At 64.7% G+C, this 16,767-nt stretch carries 20 protein-coding genes and 1 pseudogene; 15 read left to right on the top strand and 6 right to left on the bottom strand.

The genetic code is table 11. The annotated features are described in order from the left end of the window. Positions 1–52: 52 nt before the first annotated feature. Both AC1RL5_RS05865 and AC1RL5_RS05860 read right to left on the bottom strand, forming a co-directional pair. Positions 53–1,693 carry an ArnT family glycosyltransferase gene (locus AC1RL5_RS05865; protein WP_492589140.1) on the bottom strand — a complete coding sequence of 547 codons (1,641 nt, stop codon included), beginning with the start codon at positions 1,691–1,693 and terminating at the stop codon, positions 53–55. A gap of 268 nt (positions 1,694–1,961) precedes the next feature. Continuing rightward, positions 1,962–2,846, bottom strand: a complete 885-nt coding sequence (locus tag AC1RL5_RS05860) for an EamA family transporter (RefSeq protein WP_123473946.1) — start codon at positions 2,844–2,846, stop codon at positions 1,962–1,964. Positions 2,847–2,961: 115 nt separating this feature from the next. Between AC1RL5_RS05860 and AC1RL5_RS05855 the strand changes: the two genes are divergently transcribed. Further along, a complete protein-coding gene (locus AC1RL5_RS05855; RefSeq protein WP_492589139.1) occupies positions 2,962–3,744 on the top strand; it encodes an AraC family ligand binding domain-containing protein in 783 nt (260 codons plus the stop codon). Between the two features lie 26 nt (positions 3,745–3,770). Here AC1RL5_RS05855 and AC1RL5_RS05850 read toward each other — a convergent pair whose 3' ends face one another. Continuing rightward, positions 3,771–4,088 (bottom strand): hypothetical protein, encoded by a 318-nt coding sequence (locus AC1RL5_RS05850; protein WP_011059155.1) that lies wholly within the window; start codon positions 4,086–4,088, stop codon positions 3,771–3,773. A 365-nt stretch (positions 4,089–4,453) separates the two neighbouring features. Here AC1RL5_RS05850 and AC1RL5_RS05845 point away from each other — a divergent pair, with 365 nt between their 5' ends. Together AC1RL5_RS05845 and AC1RL5_RS05840 are read left to right on the top strand one after the other, a co-directional pair. Continuing rightward, positions 4,454–4,924 (top strand): hypothetical protein, encoded by a 471-nt coding sequence (locus tag AC1RL5_RS05845; RefSeq protein WP_370058613.1) that lies wholly within the window; start codon positions 4,454–4,456, stop codon positions 4,922–4,924. An 85-nt stretch (positions 4,925–5,009) separates the two neighbouring features. Further along, positions 5,010–5,528 carry a hypothetical protein gene (locus tag AC1RL5_RS05840; protein ID WP_401335735.1) on the top strand — a complete coding sequence of 173 codons (519 nt, stop codon included), beginning with the start codon at positions 5,010–5,012 and terminating at the stop codon, positions 5,526–5,528. A 100-nt stretch (positions 5,529–5,628) separates the two neighbouring features. Here the strand turns inward: AC1RL5_RS05840 and AC1RL5_RS05835 are convergent, their stop codons facing one another. Continuing rightward, positions 5,629–6,663 carry a zinc-binding alcohol dehydrogenase family protein gene (locus AC1RL5_RS05835; protein WP_123577428.1) on the bottom strand — a complete coding sequence of 345 codons (1,035 nt, stop codon included), beginning with the start codon at positions 6,661–6,663 and terminating at the stop codon, positions 5,629–5,631. A 106-nt stretch (positions 6,664–6,769) separates the two neighbouring features. On the opposite strand from AC1RL5_RS05835, the gene AC1RL5_RS05830 reads away from it, so the two are divergent. From AC1RL5_RS05830 to AC1RL5_RS05810, 5 genes are all read left to right on the top strand, one after another. Continuing rightward, entirely contained in the window at positions 6,770–7,123 is a 354-nt protein-coding gene (locus AC1RL5_RS05830; RefSeq protein ID WP_123577427.1) for a winged helix-turn-helix transcriptional regulator, read from the top strand. Between the two features lie 19 nt (positions 7,124–7,142). Beyond that, positions 7,143–7,508 (top strand): hypothetical protein, encoded by a 366-nt coding sequence (locus tag AC1RL5_RS05825; protein ID WP_176876752.1) that lies wholly within the window; start codon positions 7,143–7,145, stop codon positions 7,506–7,508. Positions 7,509–7,641: 133 nt separating this feature from the next. Then, positions 7,642–9,108, top strand: a complete 1,467-nt coding sequence (locus AC1RL5_RS05820) for an ArnT family glycosyltransferase (protein WP_492589138.1) — start codon at positions 7,642–7,644, stop codon at positions 9,106–9,108. A gap of 148 nt (positions 9,109–9,256) precedes the next feature. Beyond that, positions 9,257–9,454, top strand: a complete 198-nt coding sequence (locus AC1RL5_RS05815; RefSeq protein WP_207239799.1) for a hypothetical protein — start codon at positions 9,257–9,259, stop codon at positions 9,452–9,454. An 85-nt stretch (positions 9,455–9,539) separates the two neighbouring features. Continuing rightward, positions 9,540–9,998 carry a hypothetical protein gene (locus AC1RL5_RS05810; RefSeq protein WP_093404976.1) on the top strand — a complete coding sequence of 153 codons (459 nt, stop codon included), beginning with the start codon at positions 9,540–9,542 and terminating at the stop codon, positions 9,996–9,998. A gap of 42 nt (positions 9,999–10,040) precedes the next feature. Here AC1RL5_RS05810 and AC1RL5_RS05805 read toward each other — a convergent pair whose 3' ends face one another. Continuing rightward, the gene (locus AC1RL5_RS05805; RefSeq protein ID WP_492589137.1) at positions 10,041–10,598 is read right to left on the bottom strand and encodes a pesticin C-terminus-like muramidase; all 558 of its coding nucleotides are present in this window, start codon (positions 10,596–10,598) and stop codon (positions 10,041–10,043) included. Between the two features lie 168 nt (positions 10,599–10,766). On the opposite strand from AC1RL5_RS05805, the gene AC1RL5_RS05800 reads away from it, so the two are divergent. The 3 genes from AC1RL5_RS05800 (at position 10,767) to AC1RL5_RS05790 (ending at position 12,554) form a co-directional block, all read left to right on the top strand. After that, positions 10,767–11,150: a hypothetical protein gene (locus AC1RL5_RS05800; RefSeq protein WP_011059146.1), complete on the top strand. Its 384-nt coding sequence runs from the start codon at positions 10,767–10,769 to the stop codon at positions 11,148–11,150. 82 nt (positions 11,151–11,232) lie between these two features. Beyond that, the gene (locus AC1RL5_RS05795; RefSeq protein ID WP_011059145.1) at positions 11,233–11,892 is read left to right on the top strand and encodes a DUF2589 domain-containing protein; all 660 of its coding nucleotides are present in this window, start codon (positions 11,233–11,235) and stop codon (positions 11,890–11,892) included. Between the two features lie 80 nt (positions 11,893–11,972). Then, complete coding sequence (locus AC1RL5_RS05790; protein WP_011059144.1) at positions 11,973–12,554, top strand: DUF2589 domain-containing protein; 582 nt, start codon at positions 11,973–11,975, stop codon at positions 12,552–12,554. A 50-nt stretch (positions 12,555–12,604) separates the two neighbouring features. On the opposite strand, the gene pmrG is transcribed toward AC1RL5_RS05790, so the two are convergent. Beyond that, positions 12,605–13,282 carry a lipopolysaccharide core heptose(II)-phosphate phosphatase PmrG gene (pmrG, locus tag AC1RL5_RS05785; protein WP_072451337.1) on the bottom strand — a complete coding sequence of 226 codons (678 nt, stop codon included), beginning with the start codon at positions 13,280–13,282 and terminating at the stop codon, positions 12,605–12,607. Positions 13,283–13,316: 34 nt separating this feature from the next. Between pmrG and AC1RL5_RS05780 the strand changes: the two genes are divergently transcribed. The 4 genes and pseudogenes from AC1RL5_RS05780 (at position 13,317) to gliR (ending at position 16,763) form a co-directional block, all read left to right on the top strand. Next, positions 13,317–13,646 (top strand): hypothetical protein, encoded by a 330-nt coding sequence (locus AC1RL5_RS05780; protein ID WP_146043145.1) that lies wholly within the window; start codon positions 13,317–13,319, stop codon positions 13,644–13,646. Next, positions 13,643–14,704 (top strand): annotated as a pseudogene (locus AC1RL5_RS05775) (methyl-accepting chemotaxis protein); the annotation flags it as partial. The gene AC1RL5_RS05780 and the pseudogene AC1RL5_RS05775, both read left to right, overlap by 4 nt. Continuing rightward, a complete protein-coding gene (locus AC1RL5_RS05770) occupies positions 14,699–15,562 on the top strand; it encodes a methyl-accepting chemotaxis protein (protein ID WP_370059467.1) in 864 nt (287 codons plus the stop codon). The pseudogene AC1RL5_RS05775 and the gene AC1RL5_RS05770, both read left to right, overlap by 6 nt. 172 nt (positions 15,563–15,734) lie before the next feature. Next, positions 15,735–16,763, top strand: coding sequence for an AraC family transcriptional regulator GliR (gene gliR, locus AC1RL5_RS05765; RefSeq protein WP_492589135.1), 1,029 nt, complete (start codon positions 15,735–15,737; stop codon positions 16,761–16,763). The last annotated feature ends 4 nt before the right edge of the window (positions 16,764–16,767 follow it).

The raw sequence follows: 16,767 nt of genomic DNA, 5'->3' as shown, positions 1-16,767 counted from the left end.
CCCGCGGATGACAGTGGCCAAAATACGGCCCGCTCCAGGCCCTGCCAAGCACTTATTGCAACTGGAACACCAGGCAGGGGTTGTCGTTGAGCCGCCCCTCGAACACCGGCAACTGATTCTCCAGGGAGGTGTTATCCAGCAGCCCCCGGTCCTTGCGCGCGATGATCACCCAGGAGTCATGGGGCAGCGAGTCCAAGTGCCCGGGATCGTCGCCGCTGACGAACAGCGGCTGTTCGTCGTGGTCCAGGTTCATCATGTAGCGCACCGCCCAGGTGTCCTGGCCCAGGTTGAAGAACACCAGCGGCCCGGGGCTGGCCTGGCGCAACTGCTCCACCTGGGAAACGAAGGCCTTAGTGTCGAACTGCAGGTCCTTGGCCGGGTCCACCACCGCCACCAGCAACGTCCATTGCGCCGCCAGCGCCAGGGCGCTGAGCAGCACCAGGCGCCGCCCGAAACTGCCCAGGGTCCTGCGCCAGCCATACAGCGCCAGCAGCTGCAACACGACGAAGATCGCGATCAGCAGCGGCATGGACACCGGCGGCCAGTAACCGTGCTTGTGCCAGCTGTGGCGCAAGACGAACAGCACCAGGATGCACAGCCCCGGCAGCAGCCCCACCAGCCACAGGTAGCCGCTGCGCACCTTGCCCAGCCAGCCCCGGGCCGTGAGCAGGCCGTAGGCCGCCACCGCAGCGAACATCGGCACCATGGGCAGGATGTAATAGGCGCGTTTGAAGTGCGGCACCGACAGGCCCAGCAGGATCATCAGGCCACAGGCCCCCAACCGCAGGACCAGGCGCAGCTGCGGGTTCACATGGCGCTGCGACCATTGCCGGCGCAATACCCAGAGCGTCGCCAGGGCCAGGGGCACCACCGGGAAGTAGCGGTACAGCGCCAGCTGGAAGTAGAAGTAGAACGGCTCGCCGCTTTCATCCAGGCGCCCGACCACCTGCATGTTGTAGACCTGACGGACGAAATCTTCGCCACCAGCGAGATAGGCCAGTTGCATCAGCAGCCACCAGCAGCCGGCCAGCAACAGGAGGCCACTGACGCCATAGGCGAGCACTCGTTTGATCAGCGTCAGGCGCGCCTCGCGGGTGCGGCTGTCCCCCAGCAGCCAGTAGGTGCAGGCCACCCCGCAGACTTCCACCAGCCCCAGGGGCCCGCGAATGGCAAAGGCCAGCACCAGCAGCGGCAGCACCGCCCACAACCGCAGCCGGGAGCCCAGTTGCTCGCCGCTGTGCAGCAGGTAGAAGGTGCCCAGGCACAGCAGGGAAACCATCTGGTCCAGGCACACCGAGCGTGACTTGTCCAACAGCTGGCTGGTCAGCGCCGTGAGCAGCACCGCGAGCAGTGCCCAAGTGCGCCCCGAAGGCGCCAGCAAGCGATACAGCAGCGCCAGCACCCCGGCAGAGGCCAGCGCGGTGGGCAGGATATTGGCCAGGTGGTTGGGGGCGCCGAAAGCCAGGGCGAACAGGTAGCTGAAGAAGGTCGCAGTGCCCGGGTAGTCCGGGTATGGCTGGCCGTAGGTGGTGGGGAACAGGCTGGCGCCGTGGCGGAACATTTCCTGCAGGAACAGCGCCCAACGGCCGTCGAAACCCTGGGGCTGCTGGTCCCAGATGCCAAAGGTGAACAGCAGCAGGGCCACCAGGTAAATACCCCAGGCCTCAATACTCAAACGCGTTTCTCGAACCATCTTCGCCCCACCAGAAAGCGCCGCACCCAAAGCGAGGCATAAGGCCGGACATGTTGCTCGCGCAGCCCCTGAACGGTGCCTGAACAAGGATAAAAAACCCGCTCCGCACAGCCGACTGTCACCGACTGTAGCCGCTGCCGAGCCCGCGAGGCTGCGAAAAGGCCCGTAGGGCCTTGCCTGGCGGTCTCCTGGCAAACCTCTGGCGGCCTCAGGGTCCCTGCGCTTCCTGCGACAGTGCCCCCAGAGCGTTCGCAGCCTGCGGCAGCGGCTACAGGGAACGGCGACCCAGGGTGAAAAACCGGCGCCAGTCGAACTGCCCCACCGCCAGCGCCAGCAGGATCAGGCCCATGGAAATGCCCTCCTCGGCCCCGAGCCGCTGCCCCAGGATCAACACCGAACCGGCCATGCCGAACACCGGGATCAGCAGCGACAAGGGCGCCACCCGGGAGACCGGATACTCGCGCAGCAACAGGTTCCAGCCCCAGTAACAAAAGTGCGTTGCAGCATAGACCTGAAACATCAGCGACAAGGCCGCGCCGGCGGACACTTGCCCGGCCAGTTGCAGAAACGGCGCCGCACCATGGCTTATCCAGGTCAATGCCAGCAGCGGCAATGGCGCAAACAGGCTGGCCCAGACCACGAAAGCGAACACCTCGCGCACCCCGCAGCGCTTGATGATGACGTTGCCCACGCTCCAGCTGAATGCACTCACCAGCAGCAGGGCATAACCCAGGCTGGTGGCATGCCCGGGGCTGTCGCCAATGATCCGCAGCAGCCCCCACAGGGCAATGGCCGTGGCCAGCACCTGTTGCAGGCGCAGGCGCTCGCCGAACAGCAGCACGCCCCAGCCCAGGGAGAAAAAGGCACTGAACTGGATCAACAGTGCAGCCGTGCCCGGCGCCACGCCGTGATCGATCCCCAGGTTGATCAGCGCCCACATGGCCACGCCGAAAATCAGCCCGTAGGCCGCCAGCCAGGCGAATGCCACCGGCGGGCGCGGCACCAGGAACACCCAGGGCAGCGCCGCCAGGGTGAAACGCAGGGCGGTGAGCAGCAACGGATCGATACTGGCCAGGCCCAGTTTGGTGATGGGAAAGTTCAGGCCCCACAAGGCCGTCACCAACAGGGCCAGGAACAGGTGTTTTTTCTGCATGTCGCGCGGTCCAGGACAGGCGGCCGCGGGTCATTCCCCGGCCGGGGCCGAACTATCGCCCCGGCGCGCCATGGCCCGCTTGCAGTATCAGGTCAACTATCAGTAGATTCGGGCCATGCAACCCATCGATATCGATCCTTACGAAAATACCCCGCTGGATGTGGTGGTCACCGCCATCGACTACCCCGACGGCCTGTACTTCGCCGAGCACCAGCACCGGCGCGGGCAGTTCGCCTATGCGGCCACGGGGGTGATCAGCGTCTTCAGCGACCAGGGCAACTGGGTGGTGCCGCCGCAGCGGGCCATCTGGGTGCCGGCCGGCGTGCCCCACGCCATGCACATGAGCGGGCCGGTGACCATGCTCAACACCTACGTACGGCCCCGGGCAGCCAAGCGCCTGGGCCTGCCGGAACAATGCCAGGTGCGGGAGGTGTCCGAGCTGCTGCGCCAGTTGCTGCTGCGGGCCACGGCCATTCCCCCGCGCTACGCCGTGGGCAGCGTGCAGGGCCAGGTGATGAACCTGCTGCTGCATGAAGTCGCGACCATGCCGGCCCTTGCCCTCAATGCTCCGCTTCCCCGCGAGCCACGGCTGGCCAGGGCCTGCCGCGAGGCGCTGGAGCAACCTTCGCTGGAGTTGGGGATCGATGAAATGGCCGAGCGCGCCGGCATGAGCCGCCGCACCTTCACCCGGCTGTTCCGCCAGCACACCGGCATCAGCTTCGTCGAGTGGCGCCAGCAGGCCTGCCTGCTGGCTGCCGTGGTGCGCCTGGGCCAGGGCGAAGCCGTGACCCGGGTCGCCAGCGACCTGGGCTACAGCAGCCCGAGCGCGTTCAGCGGTGTGTTTCGCAAGGTATTGGGCGAGACGCCCAGCCGCTACTTTGCCCGGGCCCGGGCCTGAAGGACCCGAGCCGGAGCGAGGCCGTGCTAGAGGAACACGGCGGACAACATCCCCAGCGCGCCGAGGCAGAAGCCGATCAAGGCACCGCGCCCGGGCGCCTGCTGGAACAGGGCCCAGATCACCAGCGGCTCCAGGAGCAGCAGCGACGTCACCGAGACCACGGTGATGATCCAGATGTCGCCCACCGCCACGTAACCCAGCCAGTAGGCCGCCAGCAGGCAGATACCGCCCAGGCACATGATCAGCACCGGCAACGCCAGTTCGGCACCGGAGGTGTTGCCGGAATGGGCCAGCCGCGCCACCACCACTTCACTGTAGATGGCACAGAACTCGCCCAGCACCATCAGCCCTACAGCAGAAACTCCGAGTAATTCTTTGGACATGTAACAAACCCCTTCGTATTGAGAGCCCGATTTTTCAGCTCCCAGGCATTGATCGCTCCGCTGACGGAGCCTGTATCTCGATGCGCAGGGGTACGAGGCAACTCGGTAATATCCAGGAACTTGAACATGTCCATCTCCTTCTGGGTGGGGGTGCAAACCGGGCCCGTGCACGACCGACGGGCCGCTGCCTGTATAAGGGATTTTCTGCCCCGGCGTCATCCACCAGAGCGCGTCGACCGCGAAAAAACCACGCAAACTCCACAAACAGACAGGCTCGCTGCCGATAGCCTTGCTCCGGTCATTCTCAGCCTGAAGCCACTGCCACCATGCCCCAGCCGTCCACATCCCTTCGCACCGTTGAGCCCTCTGATTGGGTTGCCACCTATTTCATCAGCGTCGCGACGCTGGCCCTGGTCCTGACATTGCTGGTCAACCTGGTCGTGCAGTTCAGCAGCCGGGACCCGTGGAGCAATCTGCTCGATGTCCTGTCTTTCAGCGTGGTGGCGCTGCTGGTGAGCGTGGCGGTGATAGGCGCCGTCGCCGCCCTGCCCTGCATCCTGTTCTTCTGGCTGGCCCAGCGTTTCACCTGGCGCCATCTGTGGATCTACCTGTTGGGCGGAGCCCTGGCGGCGCTGCCCGCCATTCCCATGGTGGTGAGCCTGTCTCCCGGCTTTTTCAACCTCCCGCACGGCGTCAACATCCTTGAGCGCTATGCGCCGTTGGCACACTTGTTCGGCGCTTGCGGGGCCTTTCTGGGAGCGATGTCCTGGTGGCTCAGCGGGCGTCATCTGCGCTGACTACTTCCTGCAGGAGCCGGCATGCCGGCAAAGAAAGCTCCCACGGCCCCGGCCTTGTCACTCACCTCAAGAAGCGATAGCTCCCATGCCCACAAAAACGCCAACCCTTCGTACCGTGCAGCCTGAAGACTGGTTCGCCGCCTACTTCATCGGCGTCACGGCCCTGGCCACGCTCGTGGCCGTGCTGATGATGCTGGGGATGCTGGCCGGTGCCGGCGCGTTGAACACGGACATCATTCTCCAGACGCTGTTCGTGGGCCTGCTGACCCTGGTGTTGAGCGGTGTGCTGATCGGCATTTTCACGGTCCTGCCCTGTGTGCTGTTCTTCTGGCTGGCCCAGCGCTTTGCCTGGCGCAATGTGCTGATCTATCTGTTCTGCGGTGCACTGGCGGCGATGCCGACCATTCCGCTGGTGATGAGCCTGGCCCCGTCGAGCTTCTACACCGACTCGCCGGATGAAGAACCCGAGCCCGAAGGGCTGGCGCGCTACCTGCCGGTGGCGCCGCTGTTCGGCTGTTCTGGGGCCTTCCTCGGCGGCATCTTCTGGTGGCGCAGCGGGCGCCACCTGCGCCGATCAGTCCTCCCCGACACTCCACTTCCATAGGAGCCGGCTCGCCGGCGAAGAGGCCCTGCGGCCCTGCGCCAGAGGTGATGACGCCTTCGCTGGCAAGCCAGCACCCAATCAGCGCCCACCCAGCCAGCGCCTACAAGGAGGCGATGGCCTGGGCGTCGCGGGCCACTACCACTTTGCCCGGCAGGCCGCCCTGCTCCACGCGTTCATGGGCCCGGCGCAGGCTGTCGGCGTTGAACGGGCTGAAGACTTCATTCAGGGTGCAGCGGATCAATCCCTGGTCCAGCAACTGCGCCAGCCGGTTGAGGATGTGGTGCTGCTCGATCATGTCCGGGGTCTTAAACAGGGCGCGGGTGAACACCATCTCCCAGTGCAGGGACACGCTCTTGGCCTTAAGCGGCACCGCATCGAAGAAGTCGTGATCGTCGATCAGCGCGATATGGCCATGGGGCACGATGATCCGGGCCAGCTCGGCATAGTGCCGCTGGGTATGGGTCAGGGCGGCAATATGGGTCACGGGTGGCAGGTCCAGGGCCGCCAGTTGCTCCACCAGCGAACGGGAATGGTCCAGCACCTGATGGGCCCCCAGGTCCAGGCACCACTGGCGGCTGTCCGGCCGCGAAGCCGTGGCGATGACGGTCATTGCGGTCAGCCGGCGCGCCAGCTGGATCAGCACCGAGCCAACGCCACCGGCACCACCGACAATCAGCAGCGTGCCCTGTTCAGCGAGGTCACCGGGCACCCGGCCCAGGCGCTCGAAGAGCAATTGCCAGGCGGTCAGCGAGGTCAGCGGCATGGCGGCCGCCTGGGCGAAGGACAGGCTGGCCGGCTTGTGCCCCACCAGGCGCTCGTCCACCTGGTGCAGCTCGGCATTGGCGCCATCGCGGGTGAAGGTGCCGGCATAGAACACCGCATCCCCAGGGGCGAACAGGGTCACCGCGCTACCCACCGCGCGGACCACGCCGCTGGCGTCCCAGCCCAGGGTGCGCACCTCGTCGGGCACCGCCACCTGGCCGGCGCGGACCTTAGTGTCCAAAGGGTTGACCGATACCGCCTCGACCGCCACCAGCAGGTCATGAGGTTCCAGTGGCGGCTCGTCCAGATGCACCTCGCAGAGCGCTTGGGGATCGAACACAGACGAGCCTTTGAGGTAGGCGATGGCCTTCATTGCAGAGCTTCCTTGGCGGTTGAAAGCGCACACTTAAATCCCTCATGCCCTGCCCGCACAAGTAGGGTACTTTTGCGTACCAGCTACGCAAAAGGGTCGTCAGGCAATGAAAAACAAACACTATCAGGACATTCCAGGCTGCCCGGTGGAGGTCACCCTGGACCTGATCGACGGCCGCTGGAAAGGCGTGGTCCTGCACCAGTTGCTGGCCAACGACTTCCTGCGTTTCAACGAACTGCAACGGCGCCTGCCGGGGATCTCCCAACGTCTTTTGACCAAGCAGTTGCGGGACCTGGAAGCCGCCGGCCTGGTGTCGCGCACGGTGTACGCCGAGGTGCCGCCGCGGGTGGAATACCGCCTGACCGACGAGGGGCAATCGCTGCAGCCGGTGATCGAGGCGCTGTCGGCCTGGGGCCGCGGGCGAATCAGCCGGCAACAGCAGGAAAGCACCCTCACCTGATCCCTCACCAGAGCCCCCCATGCCCACCCACCCGGATGCTCCAGCAAGGTTCAAGGTTTACCAGGGCTCGACCCTGCTCGGCTGGTCGGCCCTGGAGTCGGCCGACCCGCCCATGGGCGTGGCCTTCGGCCAATTCATCGCCGCCCCGGCCTATGCCGGCCTCCAGCAGCAGGTACGCGCACTGGCAGGAGCGAGCCAGAGCGGGCTGCACCTGGTGGTGCACCACCTCGACCAACCCGTGCCGGCCCTGGGCGTGAGCATTCAGGACTACTCCGCCGAATGTGGCGCCGATGCCATCGAGATCACCGTGCTGGGCATCGCCTACCCCCTCTACGAACAGCTGTTCCCGCAAGCCGTGGCCGCCTACCAGCAGTCCATGGGCTGACCCGCGCACAGCCGGCGAACATCCGCACGCTTTCCCCCTACTTGTTCACAATTCGTTAAGACTTGCCTACGTATACTTTCGGGCTTGCCTGCGGCCTTCCGGCTGCGCCCCTCGACCTGCCGGCGCACAACTCATGTCACGACCCGCTCCGCTGCTGTTTCTGCTGGCCTGCCTGCTGTTCTTCTTCGCCCTGGGCAACCACCAGTTGCAAGGTTCCACCGAAGCCCGGGTGGCCGGGATCGCCATGGAAATGCACCTGGACGATGACTGGGTCACGCCGCGCCTGTTCGGCACGCCATTTCTGGAAAAACCGCCGCTGAGCCTGTGGCTCGATGCCGGGGCCATCCGTGCCTTCGGCGGCACGCCCCTGGCGGTGCGCCTGGCCTCGGCCTTCGCCGGGCTGTTCAGCGTGATGCTGCTGTACGCCATGCTGCGCCGCTTTGGCCGGCCGGCAGCCCTGGCGGCCATGGCCGGGCTGATGCTGGCGACCATGGCCAGTTACTGGAGCAACGTGCGCGGCGTGGGCGAGGATGCCCTGCTCAGCCTCGGGGTAACCCTGGCCCTGCTGGCGTTTTTCCAGGCCCATCGACGCCAGGCCGCGCAGCAGCCGGCGCTGCTCTCCTGGCTGGCGTTCGCCGGCGGGATCGCCATCGCCACCCTGAGCAAGGGCGTGCTCGGCCTGGCCATGCCCGGGGTGGTGATCTTCGCCTACCTGCTGGCCGGCAGCCTGATCGACAAGCGCTTCACCTTCAGCCACTGGCTGCGCCCGGGCCTGCTGACCCTGCTGGGGCTGGTGCCGCTGATGATCTGGCTGTACATGCTCTACCAGCGCGGCGGCCTGCAGGCCCTGGGGGAAGTGCTGTGGACCAACAGCGTCGGGCGCTTCGACGGCTCCTTCGAGGAGGCCGGGCACTACGAGCCCTTCTACTACTACCTGGCCAAGCTGCCCCAGGCCTTCCTGCCGTGGAACATCCTGGCCTACCTGGGCCTGTGGCATTTCCGTAAAACCCTGATGCAGAACCGCTACCTGCTGTTTTTCAGCCTCTGGCTGCTGGCGCAGTTCGCCCTGCTGTGCCTGGCTTCGAGCAAGCGCACGGTGTACCTGATGTCCCTGACTCCGGCCGCGGCGGTGCTGGCGGCGGAATATGGCGCAGTGCTCTACCAGCGCCTGGCCGAGCGCGCCCCGGGCAAGGGCTTCTGGAGTACCGTGGGGCGCCAGCGCAGGGGGTGGCTGATAGCACTCATGGCCCTGGTGATCGGCGGCTATCTGGCCAACGCCCAATGGGCCGCGCCCAGGGCCGACCGCGAATTGTCGTTCGTTCCGGTGACCGACCGGATCATGGCGTTGCAGGGTAGCGGGCACCAGCTGGCGCTGTACCAGGCCAACGAGCGCATCGCCGGTGCCAGCGTGTTCTACACCCAGAGCCTGCTCAAGGACCTGCAGAACGAGGCGCAACTGCTGGCCTTCTTGCGCGAGTCGCCGCAACACATGGCGGTACTGGGTGGCGCCGAGGCGCCCAAGCCGCCGCTGCAGATCCAGCAGACCCTCATGGTGGGCCGCCAGGCCTACTACTTCGTCAACCTGGCGCCGGCCGGCTGAACGCAAAAAAAACGGCACCTGAATCAGGTGCCGTTTGCCCATCCCCGCAGCCCATGCCCCTTGAACCCTTTCCCGCTGATACCCGCCCGCCACCCTTGAAACCATGACTCCTGCCCAACGACGGGCTTTCCCCGAAAAGGAGTCAGACATGAGCATCACCGTTATCAGTAGCACCCTGAGCCGGGCCGTTGCCCAGAAGGCCGGGTTGCGCCAGCAACTGGCGGCGCAAAACATCCTTGGGGTGGAAAACATCAACGACAACGCCATCGGGAACACCGTGGCCAAGGCACTGATCGCCAAGAGCAGCCAGGAAGGCCTGCGTCGGGACTACCTCGACGCCCGCTGAGCCTTGCCCCCGGCGATACCCTAGTTGCCGGGATCTTCCCTATGTTCGTGTCGGGCCCTTGCGGCCTGGAAAAGGAGATATCCCCATGTTGATTCTACGTTCACTGATCCTCGGCCTGAGCCTGTTGGCCAGCGCTGCCCACGCCCTGGAAACCACCAATCTCCCACCCGCCACCCTCAAGGCCTACGCCGCCACCCTGAGCACCGCCGCCGGCAACAGCCAGTGGCAGCAGCTGTGGAAACGCTCTCGGGACCAGGGCGCGTTCAGCCAACAGGGTGAACAACCGCGCTTTACCATCACCCAGGACAAACTGCCGGACATGGCACGCAGCACCTTGATCAATGCCAGCAGCGTAACCCCGCAGAACACCACCCAGGCGCTGTACCGCTATGAGTTCTCCAACCCCATCGGCCAGGCCAAGGGCATTTCCCTCAAGGCCATGTGCCTGTTGGTGGACTGGCGCTCGCTGCCCAGCGGCACACAACCCGACGACACCAGCCACATGGGCAACGCCAGCCTGCTGCAAACCTACCCCTGCCCTTGAAACCGGCAAGCCGCCCAGGCCTTGAGCCTGGGCGGCGAGCACTTACGAGGTTAGCTGCGAGCCCAGCAGATCAGCCTCCTTGCGCCGGCGAGTACCGTAGCTGTCGCCAAAGTTACGCAGGTTGGCCAGGGCACTCTTCCAGTCGCGGGCCACCACCTGGGCCCAGAAGTTCGGTGTGCGACTGGCCAGGTTGCCGTACTGAAAGGCCACCGAGGCGATAACGGTCTGCATCGGTGCCGGCAGTTGAGCGAAGTCCACTCCGCTGGCCTTGGTGTAATTCGCTGCCAGAAGATCGACGAAGGGCGCCTTGAATGCCTCGTCCACCAAAAGCGCCTCGGCACTGCTGATGTTCAAGGGCTGGCCGTCGAGAAACGCCTTGGCCTTGAGCCCCTTCAGCCCCAGGTAGGGGGTCAGTCGCCGGATCAGGTCCGCCGGCAGATTGAGCGTCTGCAAGTCCTCTACGTTCCGTTGCCCCAGATCGAAGCCTGTGCCCACCGTGACGCCACTCTTGCTCTTGTCCGGATCGGGCACATAACCGCGGGTAATGGCAGCTCCCTCCAGAGCGGCGATAAAGCTGAAATCAATCGCGTAGCGTGACATGGATTTTTCCTCATCCAGTTTAGGAAAATCCAGTGCACCACCAGCGACCGATACAACATCAGAATGTAATAGTTCCCCTTAATAGGGGGGAAATTTCCCACTGAACAGAGGACGAGACACCTCCTTAGGATCAAACCAGCCTTATCCATAATTCCAAGGAGGTACCAAATGGACGTGAAAGACCTCGTACTCATCGATGTTCGCCAGCTCCCTCACTCGCTCCAGGCCCTCATCGACTGCATCGGACTGGAAAATGCCTACCGCCTGACCCGTGAATACGGCGGCCGCCCCAAGTACATCCCCAAGCACGCCGAACGTACCTCCCTGGCTTTGATCCTGCCGCCCGACGCCCTCAACGCGCTGATCGAGCGTTTCGCCGGCCTGGCCCTGGAGATCCCCAAGGCCGACCACTTCTGCCGGCAGATCCGCAACCAGCACATTCAACTGGAAAGCCTGGGCGGTATTTCCCGCAGTGTGCTGGCGGACAAGTACGGCCTGAGCCTGCGGCAGATCGGCAACATCCGCCGCCTGGATGCCAACACTCACCGGTAATCGATTCCTGCTGAATCGGCCTTCACGGCTTTCTTAACCTGCAAGGGCGCATTTCGCGCAACAAAGAACAAGGAGCTAGACCATGGCAGATATCGATAAGGGCCTGATTGGCGGCGTGATCGCCGCCCTGCCCCTGGACAAGATGATCACCGGTCCACTGATGGCGATGATCCAGGCGCAGGTCGCCGCGAGCAAAGCCTATGCGGACTTCCTGATGGGCGTGTGCATTCAGAACGGCCAGGCGGTTTCGGTGCAGTTCGACTATGACGAAACCCTGGTGGATGAGCAGGGGGTGTACAAGGGCACCGTGAAGAAGTCGATGCGCATCCCGTTGCTGGCGGCCATCAGTCACCCCAACATCACCATCGAGGAAGGCTCCATCGAGTTCGAGCTGACCATCAGCCAGATGGCCGAGGACACCAGCAGCACCGAAGCCTCCGGCAGTTTCGAGGCGAAGATGGGCTGGGGCCCGTTCAGTGTTTCGGTCAAGGGCGCGGCGAGCCACAAATCGACCCAGACCCGCAAGACCGACACCCGCGCCCGCTACGCCATCAGCACCAAGATCGTCCGCCAGGACCCACCGGAAGCCCTGATGCGGGTCATCGACTTCCTCACCGACGCAGCCACCAAGCCTGTGCGGCTGCCTAGCACTCAACCGACCGACACCGACAAGCTGCCGACCGCCAACGCGCTGAAAATGCCCGATGCCGCGGACGAGAAGAAAACCGGCACCGGCGGTTGATCCACATCGCGCCTTCGCCCCAGTAACCCGCCCCGCCTTCATGGCGGGGCACTTCAGCCACCGAACAAGGAGCGTGATCCATGGCGTTTTTTTCTCGCAGCAAGGAGCCCATGTCCGCCAGCGACCTGAGCCATATCACCCGCGGCATGCATCAGGCTGCAGCCGCCACCCACAACCTGATCGCCCAGCAGTACATCAAGTTGTTCGACCAGTTCTTCGACTACAACGTCGACGACCTGGGCACGCCGATGAAGGCCAAGATGGTCGAGGTGGCGCTCAACGAAGACCACATCATCAATGTGCCGCTGATTGCCCTGGTCTCGCCCAAGGGCCTGGCCCTGCACAAGATGACTGTCGACCTGTCGGTGCGCATGCAGGCCACCGAGCTGCAGAAGGCCAGCCACGACCTGGAGAACGGCGAGCTGCAGAGCGAGAAGTTTTTCGTCACCTTCGGCAGCGGCAAGCGTGACGGCCAGGAACGCGACCCGGACGAGGTACAGATCAGCATGGAGTTTCGCGACTGCCAGCCGCCGGAAGCGATCCAGCGCCTGATCGAGGAGTTCACCAACCTGATCAGCCCGCAGCGCATCAACGACGGCCCGCCAGCCACCCCGCCAGCGGCTGGCACACCACCGGCCGAGCCGGACCTGCTGGCACCTTGAGCCGCTTCCTATGCCCCTGAAGGCCAGCCACACGGAGCGGCCGCCTGCGGTCAGGGCTTGAGGTTCACCGAGCGCCAGTCACTGGCCTCGATCAGGCCGAGCATCTTCGGCGCGCCATTGAGGGTATCGGTGGAGACGAACAGGGAAGCGCCGTACCCCAGGGTCGGGGTCGCCCGTTTCAGGTCCTGTTCCATCTGCGCCATGCATTCGCTGTGGGTCACCAGCACCAGGTTGCGCCCGGCGACCTTGTGCGCCATGACATCGCGCAACATGGAGTTCTTGCAGTTGAACAGCCAGCCATCGCCACTGCTGACCTTGCTGAACATGTAGCTCGCGGTCTGCGCGGTACGCGTCAACGGGCTGTTGTAGATATCGGTACGCTCCAGGCCCAGGTGCTCGAACTGCGCGCCGAGCCCCACCGCCACCTCTCGGGCCCGGTCGGTAATGCCATCGGCCGGGCCCAGGCACGCGGCATTGGAGCGGTCGCAGCGCTCCATGTGGCGCACCAGCACAATCATTTCACCCTTGTCCCAGGCGGCCGTCAGGGCCTGGAGCCCGGCCCCGTTGCCGTGGCTCAGGTCGGGCACCGAGGCCGGCCGGAGCAGGAACAGCCCCAGGGGAATCACCAGGCAGGCGCCCAGCAACGGCACCAGCAGGCTCTTGTAACGGACCAGGACGCGCCCCAGGAAGGGCCGCTTGCTCGCCGGCAACACCAGTCTTGTAGTCAATTCCCAGCCGCCCTTACGAGAATGTTCCTATGTCTTGAGCAGCGCACAGCAAGGCTACGAAAGCCTGATGACAATTGAACGCTGGCCGATGCCTATGGCATCGACCGCCCAGACTCTAGGGCGCCGGGCGTGGGGCCCGAGTGAAATCAATGTGAAAAAAAGCTCAACGGACCGGCGGCACATCCCGCAAAATAGCCGTCCATCGCCTAAAACATTGTCTTGGGACAATGCCGACGAAATCGTTTCAGCTATGGCACATCCCGCCGATACACCCCCTACAAAACACCTTGCTGGTCACCAACAACAACAATCTTCCAGCCAACTCAAGATCAAGAAGAGCTACGTTCCTGGAGGAATTCAATGAGTAGTTGGTTTGCCAACATCAGCGTCAACCTTAAGCTGGGCCTGGGTTTCGGCCTGGTCCTGGCCCTGACCACCGTCCTTGCACTGACCGGCTGGACCAGCCTGGGCAGCCTGATCGACCGCAGCAACTGGATGAGCGACATCACCCAGCTCAACAGCGGCCTGACCAAGCTGCGGGTCACCCGCCTGCAGTACATGCTGGCCAACGGCGACGAAACCGCCGCCCAAGGCGTGCAGAACACCCTGGACGATTTCAGCGCCCAGCAGAAAAAACTCCTGGCCTCGTTCCAGAGCCCGGAAAACATCAAGCTCCTGCAAGGCCTGGGCGCGACCATCAGTGCCTATCAGGATTCGCTGAACAAGATGCGCAACGCCTACCGCAGCGGCGACGCCGCACGACTGGCGATGAACCAGAACGCCGAACGCGCCAATGACCTGATCAACGGGATCAACTCCTGGGTCAAGCAGTTGCCCCTGAGCGACGAGCGCTTTACGCAGTTCCAGGCCATCACCCAGGCCAAGGAAGCCTTCCAGCTGGCGCGCTATGAAGTGCGCGGCTACGTCACCACCAACAACCCGGACACCGAACAGAAAGCCGTCACCCAGCTCAACGCTGCGATTGCCGAAATGGATCAGCTCAAGTCCCATTTCAGCAGCACCCAGCGCGATGCCCTGCAACAGCTCGAAACCGCCCTGAGCGGCTACCGCAGCTCGCTGCAGGCCTTCAAGGTCGCCTTCACCAACGCCGTAGAGGCGCGCAAGGAAATGACCGACCAGGGCGCCGACATCGTCAGCCGCAGTGACGCCCTGTACCAGATCCAGCTGGACCGCCGCGACATCGAGAGCGCCCAGGCCCGCAGCCTGCAGCTGATCAGCACCCTGCTGGCGCTGCTGGTCGGTGTACTGGCCGCCGTGATCATCACCCGGCAGATCACCCGCCCGCTGCAGGAAACCCTGGCCGTGGTCGAGCGCATCGCCTCCGGCGACCTGACCGAGAACCTGCGGGTCACCCGCCGCGACGAACTGGGCGTGCTGCAACAAGGCATCGTGCGCATGGGCGTGACCCTGCGCGAGCTGATCAGCGGCATCCGCGACGGCGTGACCCAGATCGCCAGCGCCGCCGAAGAACTGTCCGCGGTGACCGAAGAAACCAGCGCCGGGGTCAACAGCCAGAAAGTCGAGACCGACCAGGTGGCCACCGCCATGCACGAGATGACCGCCACCGTGCAGGAAGTCGCGCGCAATGCCGAAGAAGCCTCCCAGGCCGCGGCCGCCGCCGACGGCGAAGCCCGCCAGGGCGACAAGGTGGTGGCCCAGGCCATCGAGCAGATCGAGCGCCTGGCCAGCGAAGTGGTGCGCTCCACCGACGCCATGACCGTGCTGCAACAGGAAAGCGACAAGATCGGCAGCGTCATGGACGTGATCAAGGCCGTGGCCGAACAGACCAACCTGCTGGCACTCAACGCCGCCATCGAAGCCGCCCGCGCCGGTGAAGCCGGGCGTGGTTTCGCCGTGGTCGCCGACGAAGTGCGGGCCCTGGCCCAGCGCACCCAGAAGTCCACCGAAGAGATCGAGGAACTGGTGGCCGGCCTGCAGAACGGCACCCAGCAAGTGGCCACGGTGATGAACAACAGCCGCAGCCTGACCGACAGCAGCGTCGAACTGACCCGCAAGGCCGGCGCCTCGCTGGAAAGCATCACCCGCACCGTGTCCAACATCCAGTCGATGAACCAGCAGATCGCCGCCGCTGCCGAGCAACAGAGCGCCGTGGCCGAAGAGATCAGCCGCAGCATCATCAACGTGCGCGACGTGTCCGAACAGACCGCCGCCGCCAGCGATGAAACCGCAGCCGCAAGCGTTGAACTGGCGCGCCTGGGCGGCCAGTTGCAGATGATGGTCAGCCACTTCCGCGTCTGATTCGCGCAGGCCCCTTCGCCGGCAAGCCGGCTCCTACACCCTCCGTAGGAGCTGGCTTGCCGGCGAAAGGCGCCAATCCCCGGACCCGAGCATTTACACCCATCAGGGTTTGCCCTTACCTTTCCCGGTCTTCGTCCTGCTGTCCTAGGGATTAGTCACCAGGAACCCGTTCATGCCCAGCCTCGGTTTTACTTCGGTCCCGCCCCTGCTGAAATACCTGCTCTATGCGGAGCAATTGGGTATTGCCACCGAGCCGGCGCTGGCCGCGGCCGGGCTTAGCGCCGCGCAGTTGAACGACACCAGCCTGCGCCTGCCGATGGAGGTGCATGAGCGGCTGCTGGACTATTTCTGCCAGCACTCCGGCGATCCGCTGTTCGGGCTCAATTCGGCGCGCTTCGTCAAACCCAGCTCGTGGAATGTGCTGGGCTACATCACCATGAACTGCGCGACCCTCGGCGAAGCCATGGGCCGCATCATGCCGTTCGAAAAACTGGTGGGAGACATGGGCACCAGCCGCGCCGAAGTCGCTGGCAACCAGGTGCGGCTGATCTGGAGTTGCCGCCATCAGCGCCCGGACATCCGCCGGCACCTGGTGGAAAACGTCCTGGCGTCCTGGCTGTTGTATGCGCGCTGGATCGCCGATTCGCAGTTGTCGCCCAGCGCGGTGTGGTTCGAACACGCCCTGCCGGAACCCGCCGAGGCGGCGCAGTACGAGGCGCTGTTCGGCTGCCCGGTGCTGTTCCGGCAACCCTGCTCGGCGCTGGTGGCGCCGCTGGAGTACCTGCAGATGCCCCTGCGCCAGGCCGACGCGCGCCTGCTCAAGACCCTGGAAGAACATGCCCAGGCGATGATGGCTTCCCTGGGCGATGCGCCCCTGGCCTTGCAGGTGCACAACGTGCTGCGCCAGTTGCTCAAGGGCGGCCTGCCGCGCAAGGAGCAGGTGGCGCAGCACCTGCACCTGTCGGTACGCACCCTGCAGCGCCAACTGCAACAGGCTGGCACTTCATACCAGCAGATTCTCGACGACCTGCGCCAGGAGCTGGCCGAGCACTACCTGCGCCACAGCGAGCTGTCGATCCAGGGCATCTCCGATTGCCTGGGCTTCACCGAACCGCGCTCGTTCCACCGCAGTTTCAAGACCCGCACCGGGCTGACCCCGGGGCAGTTCCGCCTGAGCGCGCAGAGCTCCGGCAAGGCCTGAAACC

This window comes from Pseudomonas sp. GW822-FHT06D10 (genome assembly GCF_058799535.1).
Note: the sequence above shows the minus strand (reverse complement) of the source record. Positions and strands in the feature narration are given on the sequence as shown.